General features: G+C 63.2%; 13 protein-coding genes. 4 read left to right on the top strand and 9 right to left on the bottom strand.

The window, feature by feature from the left end; all coding sequences use genetic code 11:
* Positions 1-17: 17 nt before the first annotated feature.
* Together JWR51_RS07370 and JWR51_RS07375 are read left to right on the top strand one after the other, a co-directional pair.
* Positions 18-1,739 carry a long-chain fatty acid--CoA ligase gene (locus JWR51_RS07370; RefSeq protein ID WP_299745730.1) on the top strand — a complete coding sequence of 574 codons (1,722 nt, stop codon included), beginning with the start codon at positions 18-20 and terminating at the stop codon, positions 1,737-1,739.
* Positions 1,736-2,128: a MerR family DNA-binding protein gene (locus JWR51_RS07375; RefSeq protein WP_299745732.1), complete on the top strand. Its 393-nt coding sequence runs from the start codon at positions 1,736-1,738 to the stop codon at positions 2,126-2,128. The genes JWR51_RS07370 and JWR51_RS07375 overlap by 4 nt, the downstream gene beginning before the upstream one ends.
* A gap of 141 nt (positions 2,129-2,269) precedes the next feature.
* On the opposite strand, the gene JWR51_RS07380 is transcribed toward JWR51_RS07375, so the two are convergent.
* From JWR51_RS07380 to JWR51_RS07390, 3 genes are read right to left on the bottom strand one after another with little or no spacing between them, the layout of a single operon-like run.
* Positions 2,270-2,569, bottom strand: a complete 300-nt coding sequence (locus tag JWR51_RS07380; protein WP_299745735.1) for a UvrB/UvrC motif-containing protein — start codon at positions 2,567-2,569, stop codon at positions 2,270-2,272.
* 9 nt (positions 2,570-2,578) lie between these two features.
* Positions 2,579-4,156 (bottom strand): cisplatin damage response ATP-dependent DNA ligase, encoded by a 1,578-nt coding sequence (locus JWR51_RS07385; RefSeq protein WP_299745738.1) that lies wholly within the window; start codon positions 4,154-4,156, stop codon positions 2,579-2,581.
* Complete coding sequence (locus JWR51_RS07390; RefSeq protein WP_299745741.1) at positions 4,153-5,148, bottom strand: ligase-associated DNA damage response exonuclease; 996 nt, start codon at positions 5,146-5,148, stop codon at positions 4,153-4,155. The genes JWR51_RS07385 and JWR51_RS07390 overlap by 4 nt, the downstream gene beginning before the upstream one ends.
* A 79-nt stretch (positions 5,149-5,227) precedes the next feature.
* Here JWR51_RS07390 and JWR51_RS07395 point away from each other — a divergent pair, with 79 nt between their 5' ends.
* Complete coding sequence (locus tag JWR51_RS07395; RefSeq protein WP_299745804.1) at positions 5,228-6,067, top strand: aldo/keto reductase; 840 nt, start codon at positions 5,228-5,230, stop codon at positions 6,065-6,067.
* On the opposite strand, the gene JWR51_RS07400 is transcribed toward JWR51_RS07395, so the two are convergent.
* The 5 genes from JWR51_RS07400 to JWR51_RS07420 form a co-directional block, all read right to left on the bottom strand.
* Positions 6,068-6,361, bottom strand: coding sequence for an antibiotic biosynthesis monooxygenase (locus JWR51_RS07400; RefSeq protein WP_299745744.1), 294 nt, complete (start codon positions 6,359-6,361; stop codon positions 6,068-6,070).
* 59 nt (positions 6,362-6,420) lie between these two features.
* A complete protein-coding gene (locus tag JWR51_RS07405) occupies positions 6,421-9,330 on the bottom strand; it encodes an insulinase family protein (protein ID WP_299745747.1) in 2,910 nt (969 codons plus the stop codon).
* A 118-nt stretch (positions 9,331-9,448) separates the two neighbouring features.
* On the bottom strand, positions 9,449-10,423 hold the full coding sequence (locus JWR51_RS07410; RefSeq protein WP_299745750.1) for an aldo/keto reductase: 975 nt from the start codon (positions 10,421-10,423) through the stop codon (positions 9,449-9,451).
* Positions 10,424-10,549: 126 nt separating this feature from the next.
* Positions 10,550-11,233, bottom strand: coding sequence for a GntR family transcriptional regulator (locus JWR51_RS07415; protein WP_299745753.1), 684 nt, complete (start codon positions 11,231-11,233; stop codon positions 10,550-10,552).
* A 45-nt stretch (positions 11,234-11,278) separates the two neighbouring features.
* Positions 11,279-12,589, bottom strand: coding sequence for a Gfo/Idh/MocA family oxidoreductase (locus JWR51_RS07420; RefSeq protein WP_299745756.1), 1,311 nt, complete (start codon positions 12,587-12,589; stop codon positions 11,279-11,281).
* Between the two features lie 211 nt (positions 12,590-12,800).
* Here JWR51_RS07420 and JWR51_RS07425 point away from each other — a divergent pair, with 211 nt between their 5' ends.
* Positions 12,801-14,309: an ATP-binding protein gene (locus tag JWR51_RS07425; protein ID WP_299745759.1), complete on the top strand. Its 1,509-nt coding sequence runs from the start codon at positions 12,801-12,803 to the stop codon at positions 14,307-14,309.
* Between the two features lie 133 nt (positions 14,310-14,442).
* Here JWR51_RS07425 and JWR51_RS07430 read toward each other — a convergent pair whose 3' ends face one another.
* Positions 14,443-15,312, bottom strand: coding sequence for an aldose 1-epimerase family protein (locus JWR51_RS07430; RefSeq protein WP_299745762.1), 870 nt, complete (start codon positions 15,310-15,312; stop codon positions 14,443-14,445).
* Positions 15,313-15,405 lie beyond the last annotated feature (93 nt).

Genomic DNA, 15,405 nt, shown 5'->3' on the forward strand with positions numbered 1-15,405 from the left:
CCCCTGGAGGATATCTGATGGATACCGCACTCGACACGTCCGTGCCGACACCCCTGCGGCCCTGGATTGGGAGCTATCCCGACGGCATCCGTTGGGACGTGGCCATCGATACCCGCCCGGTGCACGAGCAGGTACTGGCCGCCTGTGCCAAGGACCCCTTCGCCCCCGCCATGGATTTCATGGGCGGCACCACCAGCTTCGGCGATCTGGCCCGCAAGATCATCGCCTTTGCGGGCGCCCTGCAGCACCAGTTCGGCATCACCAAGGGCAGCCGCATCATGCTGATGCTGCCCAATACGCCGTTTTACCCGATCGCCTATTATGGCGTGCTGCGCGCCGGCGGAATCGTGGTCAATTGCAATCCGCTCTACACCATCAAGGAACTCAGCCAGATCGCCGAAAACGCCGATGCGGAGGTGCTGATTACCCTCGATCTCAAGATGATCTTCGAAAAGGCCGAGGCGCTGGTCGAGCAGGGCCACATCAAGTCGGTCGTGGTCTGCCACTTCCCCGATGCCCTGCCGCTGGTCAAGAAGGTCCTCTACTCCGTCGCCAAGCGCAAGGACCTGTCCCGGCCCAGCAAGTCGCGCATTGCCCGCAGCATCACCTATTTCGACGAGATGATCTCGCGCCACGAGACCCCCGACGCCGTTGTCATCGACGCCACCAAGGACATCGCCGTCCAGCAATATACCGGCGGCACCACCGGCATTCCGCGCGGCGCCCTGCTGACCCACGCCAATATCGCCGCCAATATGAGCCAGATCGACAAATGGGGCGGCGGCATCTTTTATCCGCCTTCGAAGGTCGTCGCGGTGCTTCCGTTCTTCCATATCTTCGCCATGACGGTCTGCATGAACGTGCCCCTCTGCAACGGCACCCAGATTGTCATGCTGCCGCGCTTCGATCTCAAGGACTTGCTGGCGCTGCTGGTGCGCACCCGCGCCAATATCCTGCCTGCCGTGCCAACCCTGCTCACCGCCATCGCTCGCGCCGATAGCGCCACCGCCGATAGCCTCAAGAGCATCGAGGTCGCCATTTCGGGCGGCGCGGCTTTGTCCGACGAAATCCGCGCCGAATATGTCAAGAAATCAAGCGCCCTGCTGGCCGAAGGCTATGGGCTGACCGAGGCTTCCCCGGTGGTGTGCTGCGCCGCCCTGCGCGTCCCATCCAAGCCCATGTCCATCGGCATGCCGCTGCCCGGCACCGATATCCGCTTTGTCGATCCGGACACCGGCAAGGTCGTGGGCATCGGTGAAAATGGCGAATTGCAGGTCAAGGGCCCGCAGGTCATGGCCGGCTATTACAAGGATGAGGAGGCCACGCGCGGCGCTTTCCAGGATGGCTGGCTGCGCACCGGCGATGTCGGCCACATGGACGACGAAGGCTATGTGTTCCTCGTTGACCGCATCAAGGACCTGATCATCTGTTCCGGCTTCAAGATCTATCCGCGCATCATCGAAGAAGCGCTGATGACCCATCCGGCGGTCGATGAAGCCAATGTCATCGGCGTCCCCGACAGCTATCGCGGCGAAGCCCCCGTCGCCTTCATCAAGCTCAAGCCCGGCCAGAGCGTCAGCGAGGCCGATCTCAAGGCGTTCCTCGCCAAGACCATCAGCAAGATCGAAATGCCACGCGAGTTCATCTTCAAGGACACGCTGCCCAAAACCCTGATCGGCAAGCTGTCCAAAAAGGAGCTGCGCACCGAATACCAGGCCATGAAGGCGGCCAAGCCATGAACCGCCTGGAGCCCGAAAATCGCGATCTCTTCGCCATTGCCGACCTTGCGCGCGAATTCGGCATCTCGACCCGCGCGCTGCGCTTCTATGAAGCCAAAGGCCTGCTCGCTCCCGAACGCGTCGGCGCCACCCGCATCTTCCGCCGCCGCGACCGCGCCCGGCTGATCCTGATCCTGCGCGGCAAACGCCTCGGTTTCTCGCTGCGCGATATCTCCGACTACCTCAGCCTCTACGACGCCGACCGCAACCAGCAGGTCCACCTCCTCGCCGGCATGGTCCAGGAGCGCCTGACCTCGCTCGAAGGCCAGTTGGAGGATTTGCAGACCACCATCGCCGAACTGCGCGAAATCAAGAAGCTGGCCGATGAGCGGATGGCCAAAGCGGGGTAAATGGTGCCACGCCCTCGTGGTTCGAGGCGCTGAAGAAGCGCACCTCACCATGAGGGCTACTGGAAAACTGCAGCAAGAGTAGTCCTCATGGTGAGGTGCGAACCCCTTCGCGAGCCTCGAACCACGAGGGCGTGGCATGAGCTAGCGCCCCTTCGGCTTTCCCTTAGTCATAAAATCCGGCTTCTTCGGCTTGACCCAGCCCTTGGGCGGCTGCCGCACGGGCACATTGGTGCCCAGCCCCATTGCCCCCGGCGGGGGCTGGCTGACTGTGGTGGTGAACCCACCCTCGTCATCCACCTTCGGCACTTCGGGCATTTCGCCGCGCAGATGGGCGATCTCATCGCGCAACCGCGTCGCCGCTTCGAAGTCCATCGCCTCCGCCGCCTGCGCCATCTGCTTTTCCAGCGCGACGATCTTCACGTGATTCGATCGCGATGACATGAAATCCTCCTAACTGGCCGCCACGAACACGGCCATATCCTCCAGCGTGCCCGCCTCGCTTGCCGGCTTGTCCCAGCGGATCCGGTTGATGCGCGGAAACCGCAGCGCCACCCCCGACTTGTGCCGCGTGCTCTGCTGCGCCGAGTCGAACGCCACTTCGAACACCAACTTCTTCTTCACTTCCCGCACCGGCCCGAATGCCTGGATCGTATTGGCCCGCACCCACTTGTCCAAGAGCTTCAACTCCTCATCGGTGAATCCAAAATACGCTTTGCCGATCGGCACGATCTCGTTGCCCTTCCACACACCGAAAGTGTAGTCCGAATAGAACGAACTCCGCTTGCCATGCCCGCGCTGGGCATACATCAGGACGGCGTCCACCACGTTCGGATCGCGCTTCCACTTGAACCAGAACCCCTTGGGCCGCCCCGGCACATAGGGCGAACTGCGAAGCTTGATCATCACCCCTTCATGGCCATGCTCATCCGCCCCCTGCCGCCGCAACTTCGCCAGATTATCCCAATCGCCGAACGGCAAGACTTCGGACAGGTCCAGCCGCGTCTGCGGATTGGCCACCATCCATGCCTCCAGCCGCGCCCGCCGCTGCGTCCACTCCAGCGGCCGCACGTCCTCGCGCCCATCGAACAGCATGTCATAAACCCGGATAAAGGCCGGGCTCTCCTTGAGATGCTTGGCCGAGGCGACCTTCTTGTTCAGCCGCTGCTGCAGATCATTGAAACTGCCCGGCTCAAAATTCTTGCCGACCAACAATTCCCCATCCAGCACCGCCAGCCCGCTGACATTGTCCACGATATCGGGAAACGCCGTCGCGATATCGTCCCCCGTCCGCGAAAACAGCGACACGGTCCCGCCGCCCAGCACCAGTTGCACCCGAATGCCGTCCCACTTCCACTCCGCCGAAAAATCGGCGGGATCGAGCTTGGCGAGGTCCTTTTCCTCGTCGATCGGATTGGACAGCATCAGCGGATGAAACCGCGCCGACTGATCGATATCGGGCCGCTCGGCCTTGCCATCGAGCCAGGCGAACAGATCGAGATAGGGGAGCTTCAGCCCGTGCCACACCTCCTCGATTTCCTGCAAATCCTTGCCGCTCATCTCAGCCAAAGCCGTCTTGGCCAGCCGTGCCGATAGCCCGATCCGCAGCGCCCCCGTCGCCAGCTTCACCAGCGCCCAGCGCTCGTTGATCCCCGCCCGCGTCAGCAGCGAGGCGATCAGCTTGGGCAATTCGCTTTTGCTGGTGGTGTTGAACAGCTCGATCAAATCGGTCAGCGACGGCAGATCGCTTTGCTCGCCGTGATGCGGCCAGATCAGCGCAATGGTCTCGCCGAGGTCCCCCACATAATCATAGCTCATCGCAAACAGCGTCGGATCGACCTCGGCCAGCACGATGTCCTTGAGCAGCGCCGGCTTCACATTGCGAAACGTCAACGCCCCGGTCAGCACCGCCAGCGCAAAACCGCGATCGGGGTCCGGCACCTCGGCGAAATACTGCGTCAACGCCGTGATCTTGCGATTGCGCGACGGCGTCAGCGCCAAAAGTTCCAGCAGTTGGGCAAAGCGCTTCACTCCTCGCCCTCCCCGCCATCGTCTTCAAAGCCCTGGATATTGAGCGGCTCGGCCGTCAGCCCCTGCTGTTGGCACCAGTAGACCAACGCATCCTCGCGCCCATGGGTCACCCACACCGTCTCGGCCTTGGTCTCGCGGATCGTCTGCCCCAGTTCGCCCCAATCGCAATGATCCGAAATCACCAGCGGCAATTCCACCAGCGCCTGCCTTGCTCGTTGTTTCACGCTCATCCAGCCGGATGCCTGACACGTAACCGGATCGGGAAACCGCCGGCTCCAGCGGTCGCGAATGGCGGAAGGCGGCGCGATCACGATCTGTCCCGCAAACGCCGCCTTGGGTACATCCAGCGCCGGCCGCAAATCGCCAAGCGGCACCCCCAGTTCTTCGTAGAGCGCACAGAGCCGCAGCATCGCGCCATGGAGATAAATCGGCGCGTCATACCCGGCGTCCCGCAACAGCGCGATCACCCGCTGCGCCTTGCCTAGTGCGTAACATCCCACCAGATGCGCTCGCTCCGGATTGGCCCTGACCGAGGCCAGCAACCGCCCGATCTCCACTTTCGGATGCGGATGCTGGAACACCGGCAGCCCGAATGTCGCCTCGGTCACCAGCAGGTTGCATTCGACCAACTCGAACGTCTGCGCCGTCCGGTCCGGCAACCGTTTGTAGTCGCCGGTCACCACCACCCGCTGGCCCTTGTGCTCCACCAGCACCTGCGCCGATCCCAGAATGTGCCCGGCCGGATACAGCGTAATCGTCACATCGTCGATCAACAGCGGCACACCAAACTCCAGCGCCTCGAACGTCCCGGCGCAATCCTCGCCATACCGCGTCTTCATAATGGCGATCGTGTCCGGCGTCGCCAGCACCGCACCATGCCCCGAGCGCGCATGATCAGCATGCCCATGCGTCACGATCGCCCGCGCCTTGGGGGTCGACGGATCGATGAACGCGTCGATGGCGCGGATGTGCAGATTTCGGTCCAGCAGCATAGCGATGTCTTTTCCCACTTGCGCAATGGAACGAGGCATAGTCGCATCAGGTTGCCCCCTCGACAATCAAGGTGAGCCGATCATGCGCGAAATCCCCACCACGCCCCTGCCCGATGGCACCCCGATTCCCGTCTTCGGCCTCGGCACCTGGAAAATGGGCGACCGCAATTCCGACACCGCCGCCGAAATCGCCGCCCTGCGCGCGGGCCTCGACGAGGGTGTGACCCTGTTCGATACCGCCGAAATGTACGGCTCCGGTGGCGCCGAACGGGTCCTGGGCGAAGCCATTGCGGGCCGCCGCGACGACACCTTCCTCGTCAGCAAGGTGCTGCCCTCCAATGCCGGGCGCGCCAAGGCCATCGCCGCCTGCGAGGCGAGCCTGCGCCGCCTCAACACCGATCGACTCGATCTGTACCTGCTGCATTGGCGCGGCTCGGTGCCGCTATCCGAAACCGTGCGCGCCTTTGAGGACCTCGTTGCCGCCGGCAAAATCCTGCGCTGGGGCGTCTCCAATTTCGACCCCGCCGACATGGTCGAACTCGACGCCCTCTCCAAGCGCTGCGCTGCCAACCAGGTGCTCTACAATCTCACCCGCCGCGGCATCGAATTCGACCTGCTGCCGCAAGCCCAGCGCCGCTCGCTGCCGATCATGGCCTATTCACCCATCGAGCAGGGCGCGCTGCTCGATCACCCCACGCTGGCCGAAATCGCCCGCAACCACGCCGCCACCCCAGCCCAGATCGCGCTGGCCTGGGTGCTGCGCCAACCCGGCGCCGTGGCTATCCCCAAAACCAGCAATGCCGATCGCGTGCCCGAAAACCTCGGCGCGCTCGATATCGAACTCACCGAAACCGACATCGCCAAACTCGACAAGGCCTTCCCGCCACCGCGCCGGAAGGCCTCGCTCGAGATGATCTGACTATTTGTCGGCCAAGATATCGATCTTGTTGATGCTGGGTGGCTCGGCGAACAACTCGTCCGCCTTGGCCATCAGCGCCGCCGCCACCTTGCCGTTGAGATGGGCGTCCCGGCCGCCGTCATCCTCGAACGTATCGAAGATCGAATAGCGGCCGCCGCCTTCCTTGAGCGCGTACCAGGTGACCGTGCCGGGTTCGGCTTGCACCAGCGGCAGTGCCCCCTTCAGGAACGCCTCGACTTCGGCTTCCTTGCCCGGCTTGGCTTTCATGCTGGCGTAAATTGCCTTGGTGACCATGATCGTTTCTCCTCTGTGGGAGACACAACGCGGCCGGCCCCAGATCGGTTCGCGACCGCTCACATCACCTTGGTGACCTCAAGCAGCCCGGGCCGCTTCTCATTGGCGCCGGTGATCGCGGCTTCCCCGCCCAGCACGACGACATGACCCTTGTCCCTGACGGCATCCACCGCCTCGGCCAGCGCCTTGAAGTCGGCGACCGAGGTGTTCAGCACCTCGTCGCGTCGCTGCTGCCGCAGGGCCTCGGTCGTGCCGGTCAATTGTCGCCACATCGACGAATAGCCCTTGGCATCGGGGAATTCATAGCCATCCATGTCGCCGATCACGCCGATGATCGAGCGTGTCAGGTCATTGTCGCCGATGCCCGCATTCAGCGCCTTGGCCGCCCCGTCATAAGCGTCCAGCGTCTTGAGCAGGTTGGGGTCGCGATAGGAGAGGAACGAGAAATTGCCGCTGGTGAGGTCGAACCGGCTCGACCCGCCATAGGCCCCGCCCTGCACGCGCACCTTATCCCACAGATAGGTGGTGTTGAGGAACTTGATCGCCACGCTCGACGCCGCCGTCAGGTCGAACCCGAGCGCCTTGAGGTTGGCGCCTTTGCCCACATAGTTGACCTGCGCCGGGATAATCAGCCCTTCCGAACGCGGCCTGAAGTCGACGCTCCAGTCGGCCAGGGCCAGATTGCCACTGGGCAGGCGCTCGAGGAACGCCGCCACTTCGCCCTGTGCCCGGCCCCAGATCGCCGCATCGGCGGTGGCATTGACCACCGCCCGCCCACGATTGAACAGCGTATCGCGAATCCGCTCCAGCACCGCCTGCACGCTGTCCCAGTCGCTATCGATCCGCTTGACCAGATCGCGCACGAAATTGAGGTAGCTGACGCCCCCCATCTGCTCGGCAATCCAGCTCGCCTCGGTCAGGCCCGACTTCAGCCGCGTATCGACAATCGAATTGCCCGCCGGCACCAGCCGCGCTTCGAACCCGGCCTTTTCCTCCAGCGCCATCTGCTTGAAGCGCTCGCGATTATCCAACCGCGCATCGAGCAATACGTCGCCCATGATGGCGAGCATTTCCTCGACCTTGTCCGGCACCGCCTTGCCCGACAGGAAGAACCACGCAGCGCTGCCGCTATCGTTCTGCCGCGCCGACAGCCCGCGATGCTGGGAAATACCTCCGGTCGAGCGCCCGATGCGCTGCGTCAGCGATACGAAATCTTCCTTGCTGGTCCCGGTCTGCATCAGCGCCCGCCCGAACAGCGGCAGATAGGGCAAGAGGCCCTTGTCCAGCACATGCAGATCGAACCCCAGATCGAGGTACAAAATCCCCAGCGTCGGCAGGTCGTGATAAAAAAGCTTGGTGTTCGCCAGCGTTCCGATCTCGATCGGCACCGTGCGGATTGTCCGCTCCAGATCGGCCAGTCCCAACGTCGGAATCTTGGCCAACTGCGCCGGATCGTCGACCGCTTCCTGCAGCGCCTTGAGCTTGCCGGTATCGGCAATCACCGCCTTGATCGCCTCGACATCGAGCTGCTCGCGCACCTTGGCCAGCCGCGCCTCTTCGGCCGCCACGTCGCGTGCGCCCTGCTTGTCGTCGGCGCTCAGCGTCACCGTGGTGCGGTGCATATTGTCGAGGAATAGCCGGCGGATTTCCCGTTCAAAATGGCCGCTCGCGGCCTTTTCCTTGAGCTCGGTCAGCGCCTCTTCGAAATGCAGTGGGGCCAGCGGATCGCCACCATGCAGCCAGGTGCCCAGCGCCGAAAACATCATCGACATACCGCGGGGGTAGGAGCCGGTATTGTTCTCGCGCAATGAAAATTCGAACGTATTGAGCGCCGCTTCCACGGTCTGCTTGTCGATGCCGTCCGTGGCGATCTGCTCTAGGCTCGACAGGATCAGCGCCCCAACCTTGCCGGCGTCGGCTGCGTCGATCCCCTTCATCCCAAAGCTCGCCATCGGCTGGCGCAGGCCCGAACCAATGCCGCCCCCGGTAATGCCCTCGCCCAGCCCCGAATCCGTCAGCGCCTTGCGCAACGGCGCCGCCGGATTGCCAGCCAGCATGTAGCTCAGCAGGCCATGCGACAATGACTCGGTCTTGTCAGCCGGCGGATCGATCATCCAGTTGACGCTGACCATGCCGTCGCGCGCCTTGCCATCTTCCTTGGTGCCCGCATAGGTGGCCACGATTTCGCGCGGCTCGTTGAAGCGCAGCTGCAACTGCACTTCGGCATCGACCGGCGCGCGGTCGAACTCCGAAAAATACGCGTCCAGAATGCTCAGCCGCTCCCCAGCGTCATCATCGCCCGAAAAGAACGCCCGCGCATTAGACGGGTGATAGAACTTCTCGTGGAAGCGCTTGAACTGCTGGTAGCTCAGGTCCGGGATTGCCTTGGGATCGCCGCCCGAGCTCTTGCCATAGGTGATATCGGGATAGAGCGAGCGCTGCGAAATATCGCGCATCACGCTATCGGGGGAGGAGAACACCCCCTTCATTTCGTTGAACACCACGCCCTTGTAGACCAGCGGCGCCGCCGTATCTTCCAGCTCGTAATGCCAGCCTTCCTGCCGGAACGTGTCCTCGCTGATCAGCGGGAAAAACACCGCGTCCAGATACACATCCACCAGGTTGTAGAAGTCCTGCAGGTTCTGGCTGGCGACCGGATAGGCGGTCTTGTCCGGAAACGTCATGGCGTTGAGGAAGGTGTTGAGGCTCCCCTTGATCAGTTCCACGAACGGCTTCTTGACCGGATATTTCCGGCTCCCGCACAGCACCGAATGCTCCAGGATATGCGCAATCCCCGTCGAGTCTTCAGGCGGCGTCTTGAAGGTGATGCCGAACACCTTGTTCTCGTCGTCATTGACGAGGCTGAGCACCTCCGCGCCGGTCTTCTTGTGGCGATAGAGTTTCGCCAGCGAATTGACCTCGGCAATATGCTCGTCACGAACGAGTTCGAAGGCATCATGAGTGGACATGGGGAGGTCTTTTCTTGGAATGCGTTGCGCACAACGTAGGGAGGCGCAAGCGGATGCGCTAGGGGGTCAACGATGACGAAGACGTAAGGGTCGCGTCTTCCGCAAATCCCGCCGCGGCCTAAACTCCGCCGCGAATTTCCGGCTTCACTTCCCGCTCATACCACTCCGCCATCTGCCCCATCAGCGCTGGAAAGAGGCTTGCCCGCTCGCTGGCCGCGACATTATTCGCCAACTGTTCTGGCTTGCTAACGCCGGCAATCACCGTGCTCACCTGCGGATGATCCAGCACCCAGCGCAGCGCCACCTGCGCCAGCGGCACATTCTCGGGCGCCAGCCCTTTCAGCTCCTGCACCAGCTCCACGCCGCGCTCGAACGGAATGCCCGAAAAGGTCTCGCCCACCGAAAACGCCGCACCATCGGCATTGTAGTTGCGGTGATCGCTGGCGTCGAACCGCGTATCCTTGCCGTATTTGCCGGTCAGCAATCCACTCGCCAGCGGCAGCCGCACGATGATGCCGACATTCCGCGCCGCCGCCTGTGGCAACAGTTCCTTGGCTGCGTCCTGGCGCAGGATATTGAAGATGATCTGCAGCGTCGCGACGCCCTCATGCTGCAGGCAGATCAGCCCTTCCTCGACCGTCTCGACGCTGGCACCATAGTGGCGCATCAGCCCCTCGGCCTTGAGCTCGTCCATCCAGCCAAAAATCTGCCCATCGCGCATCACATCGGTCGGCACTGTATGCAATTGCACGAGGTCGAGCGTCTCCACGCCCAGCCGCTTGGCCGAGCCTAAAATGCTCTCGCGCAGGCCACCCTTGCTATACTGATCGGGAAACATCGTCCCCGCCCGCCCCACCTTGGTCGCCACATGCACGCCGGCCCGCTTGGCATGGGCGCCGATCCGGCTCTCGCTCAGCCCGCCGCCATAGACGTCGGCAGTATCCCAGAAATTGACGCCCTGCGCATTGGCCGCATCGAGAATGGCGGTCGCCGCAGCGTCATCGATGGGACCGAAGTCCCCGCCGAGTTGCCAGGCGCCGAGCCCGATCTCCGAGACCGAATAGCCGGTTTTGCCAAGGATGCGTTGTTTCATGGAACGGCCTCTGAATTGAAGTGTTGAGCGCAGTTACCCCCACGCCGCCCCTCCCCTCAAGAGGGAGGAGGCAATTTAGCCGGAAACTGTGAGGCTAGCGGTGACGTCTCGGGCCCAAGCCGGCGATCAAAGCACCGGTTCAAAATAGTCCGGATGATCGGCTATCGTTTGAGAGAGCAATACCTCGGCCCGCGCCAGATGCGCGCGCATGGCCGCCTCGGCGCCGGCCGAATCCCCCGCCACAACTGCCGCCGCGATATCCTTGTGCTCGGCGATCGCCCGCTGGCTCGATGACACGCCCAGCGTCAGAAACCGCACCCGGTCGAGCTGCATCTTATGATCGTCGATCAGCTGCCAAGCATATTCGACACCTGCCAACCGCGCCAAAGTACGGTGGAACAGCTCGTCGAGATTGTGAAATCCCAGGTTGTCATCGGCCGTCGAGGCAGCCTCCTGCCCGGCGATCAGTTCCGCCAGCACGGCCTCCGCATCCCCCGGCCGCGCCGCCACCCGCCGGATAATCTCGACCTCGATCGATTCGCGGATAAACCGGCTCTGCCGCACCCCATCAGGAGAAATCTTCTTGACGATCGTCGCCCGCTTCGGCCGGATCAGCAGCAAGCCTTGCTGCGCCAGCCGGATGAACGCCTCACGCACCGGTTGGCGCGAGACGCCATAGCGTCCGGCGATATCGCTTTCAGAAATGACATCGCCCGGCTTGAGCGCCATGGTCACGATTTCGTCGCGCAAGGCCCCCACCACGCGCAAGGCCATGGTCTCTTCGCTCGCATCGTGCCCACCAGTAGTCACTGTGTTCCCCTCGCCGGCGCCCCTCGCCGTTCCGTCACATCCTCGTTAGCGCGTATCGCCTCCAAGGTCGATTCCAGCTGCCGCCAGCATCTGGTCCACATAGATCCGCTTGCCGCCCTCGGCGATCGACTGGTTGGCCGCAATCCCGGTCAGGATCGACCAGGCGCCGGCGACATGATCGGACGCGCGGCCATATTTGTCCGCCTCCATATGCTCGGCATCGAACAGATAGCCCAGCATGATCGGGTCCGCCCCGCCATGGCTGCCGGTGCCTTCCCACACTTTGAGCTTTTCCGGCAGTCCGCCCGCCAGATGCAGCTCGGTGGTGAAATTCTCCTGTTCGGAACGCTCGCGATGCCCGCCGCCAAACACGCCATGCACTTCGATATGCTTGTGCGTCAGCTCGCCCTTGGTGCCGTGGAACTTCACCTCCAGCCCCTCCCAGGGGCTATAGGCCACCAGCGTATAATTCAGCGACGTCCCCGACGCATATTGCGCCTGCACCTGCATTGTGTCCTCGATAGTGATATCGTCAGCGAACACGCATTTGTCGCGCAGATAGCCGTCATCGCCCTCGGCATCGAGGTACAGCTCCTTAAGCGCCTCGTCCTTTTTCAGGTCCATACGGAAATCGCATTTGTCGGCCACAGGACAATCGTGGCAGCGCTCGCCATGCCCCTCAAGCCCCAGCTTGACCGCCATCTCGGGCGTATAGAAATCGCGCTTGCCCGTCGCCGAAACCGACTTCGGCGTCGAGCCGACCCACCAGTTCAACAGATCGAAATGGTGGGTCGATTTATGCACCAGCAGCCCACCCGAACGATCCTTGTAACGGTGCCAGCGGCGGAAATAATCGGCGCCATGCACCCGGTCCAGATACCAGCGGAAATCCACCGCCGTGATCTCCCCGATTGCCCCGCTCATCAGGATATCCTTGAGCTGCGTGCGGGCCGGCGAATAGCGGTAGTTGAACGTCACCGTCACCGATTTGCCGGTTTCGCGCTGCGCATCGAGAATGGCCTTCAGCCGGCCGATATCGATGGTCATCGGCTTTTCGGTCATCACATTGCGACCGGCGCGCAGGGCCTCGACGATATATTTGTCGTGCAGGTAATCCGGCGTCGTCACGATGATGGTGTCCGGCTGCTGCTCGGCGATCATCTTCTCGAAATCGTCGGCCAGATATGTGGCGATGCCGTTGCCGCCCGGATCGGGCACCTTGCTGGCCGAAAGCGCCAGCCGGTGCTGGTTCACATCGCATAGGGCGACCAGTTCATTATTGGCCGCATGGGTTTCGGCAACCGCTTCGCGGTACATCTGATGACGGCCGCCAGTGCCGACGATAGCGTATTTCATGGAAAAAAAAATCTTGTTTGCTGCTTGCGCCGAGTGTCGGCGGCATCTTCCATACAAGATCGACGATCCATGCCGCGCTGTCAATCAACCTGACGCTCTTCTGTGAGTCTTGATCGGGAATTTTCCCGCAGCGACCGTCACGATGCTATGGATGGCGCTTGCATTGCAGTGCGTTGAGTCTCCCCTGCGAGACAATTGCCGCAGGAGAGTCATGAACGTCGCCATCGACATGGGAGCAACGACCGGCAGCGCCCACGCCATGCTCGATCTCGAAGAGCTGCTGGCCACGCGCCTGCTGGTGCAGGGCAATTCCGGCTCGGGAAAATCCCATCTGTTGCGCCGCCTGCTCGAACAGAGCGCGCCCTGGGTGCAGCAATGCATCATCGATCCGGAAGGCGATTTCGTCACCCTGGCCGACAAGTTCGGCCACGTGGTGGTCGATGCAGCCCGCACCGAAAACGAGCTGACCCGCATTGCCGGCCGCATTCGCCAGCACCGCGTCTCCGTCGTGCTCAACCTCGAAGGCCTCGATGTCGAGCAGCAGATGCGCGCCGCTGCTGCCTTCTTGGGCGGCATGTTCGATGCCGACCGCGATTACTGGTATCCGGTCCTCGTCGTCGTCGACGAAGCCCAACTCTTCGCGCCCTCGGTGGCCGGCGAAGTCAGCGACGAAGCGCGAAAACTGTCGCTCGGCGCCATGACCAACCTGATGTGCCGTGGCCGTAAACGCGGTCTGGCCGGCGTCATCGCCACCCAGCGCCTCGCCAAGCTCGCGAAAAACGTCGCCGCCGAAGCCTCGAATTTTTTGATGGGCCGCACCTTCCTCGATATCGACATGGCCCGCGCCGCCGATCTTCTGGGCATGGAAAAGCGCCAGGCCGAACAGTTCCGCGACCTCGCGCGCGGCCATTTCATTGCGCTGGGCCCTGCCCTCAGCCGCCGCCCGCTGCCGGTCACCATTGGCGATGTGGAAACCTCGGCCCGCTCCACCAGCCCCAAGCTGACGCCCCTGCCGCAAGCCAGCGCCGACGCCCATGACCTGATCTTCACCGCCGCCCCCGAGGAGGCGCGGATGCCGATCCGCCGCCCGCCGCCACCCGCGCCAACCCCAACCGCCGATATCCTCGCCCAGCTCTCCCGTCCGCGCCCCGAGGCCGAGGCCGTGCCGCAGTCGTTGTTCCCCGAAATCGACGAAGCCGAGCGCGACGCCCAGATCGACGCCATCATGGTCGAACTTTTGGGCGATCCCGATGCCAGTTTCCGCAGCGTCGCCGTGCTCTACCAGGACTTTTTGGTCCGCTGCCGCATTCGCCGCGTGCCGGGCGAGGCGCCCGCTTTGCCCGCCTTCAAGCGCAAGCTCGCCGTCGCCCGGGTCGGCCTCGATCGCGAGACCGCCGCCAGTTCCGCCTGGCAACAGGCCCTCGCCCTTTCCGAATCCCTTGCCGATGACATCCAGGGCGTCTTCCTGGTGCTGGCTCAAGCCGCCGTCACCGCCGCCCCCTGCCCCTCCGACGCCACCCTAGCCCGGCTTTACGGCACCCATTCGGCCAGCCGCGCCCGGCGCCTGCTCACCTATTTCGAAGAACGCGGACTGGTGGTGGTCCGCCTCGATTTCCGCAACAACCGCGTCGTGGCCTTCCCCGATCTCGGCTGCGAAACCAGCCCGGGCGATCCCGCAGGGCCGGACGCAATGATCGAAGAGCGCCCGGCGGCTGAATAGGCCAACTCCAGCCTGGGCACCATCTCGCCCCAACCACCGCCCCTTCCCGCGGACTTGATCCGCGGGCCACTCGCCGCGCAGCAGAATTGAGGGTGCCCCGCGGGTCAAGCCCGCGGGAAGGCAAGATTGAGGATTACTCCCTCACCTCCACCCGCATCACGAACCGCGCCGTTGCGCCGGGGCCCAGCACTTCCGAATACGGCCGTTTCTCCAACTCATCGGACCCGCCCACTTCGGCCGCCGTGCCATGCCACGGCTCGATGCAGATGAACGGCGCGTCCGGCTTGCTCCACAGCGCCAGGTTCGGCAAATTCGTCCAATCGATCTTGATCGACGGCCCGCCCGGGCAGCCGTAGCTCAGCCCCACGCCCGCCCCCTCGGGGAACAGCATGGCATCCGCCTCGAACAGGTCATGCTCCAGCACCAGCATGCCCGCCTGGAACGGCGACGGCAGCTCCCTTGGCACCACCAAGCCATGATCGAGCCGGATCAGCGCCGGCTCCGCCCCGTTGTCCAGTGTCACCCCATGCGTATCGGCCGGCGATCCCGGCAGCGGCCACACGAAGGCCGGATGAAACCCGATCCCGAACGGCATCAGCTTGTGGTCGCGATTGCTCACCTCGGCCGTGATGCTGACCGCCCGTCCCTCGATCTCGTAGGTCAATGCCAAGAGGAAATCGAACGGATAGACCTGCCAACTCGCCTCCGTCGCCATCAGCTCGAACCGGCATGATGTGGCGTTCGCCTCCACCAGCTCGAATTCGCTGCGCCGCGCAAAACCATGCTGGCCCATGGCATAGCTCTTGCCGTCTACACTGATCGTATCGTTCGGCGCCTTCCCCACCATCGGAAACAGGATCGGCGACCGCCCACCCCAATATTTCGCGTCGCCATGCCACAGCCACTGCGCCCCATCCGCCGTGGTGATCGACTGCATCTCCGCACCAAGCGCCGCGATGTCGACTGTGATCTGGTCGTTCCCGATGCGGGTCGTTTCTGACATGTGACGGTCCTCGTTTTGCATTGGTACAATAGCTGCCCTCAGCACCCAGTCCAGCAAGAACCCCGCCCTTGACCGGGAGGGTCAGCCCGATAC

Source organism: Devosia sp., assembly GCF_028290625.1.
In the GTDB taxonomy this organism is placed as follows: Bacteria; Pseudomonadota; Alphaproteobacteria; order Rhizobiales; family Devosiaceae; genus Devosia.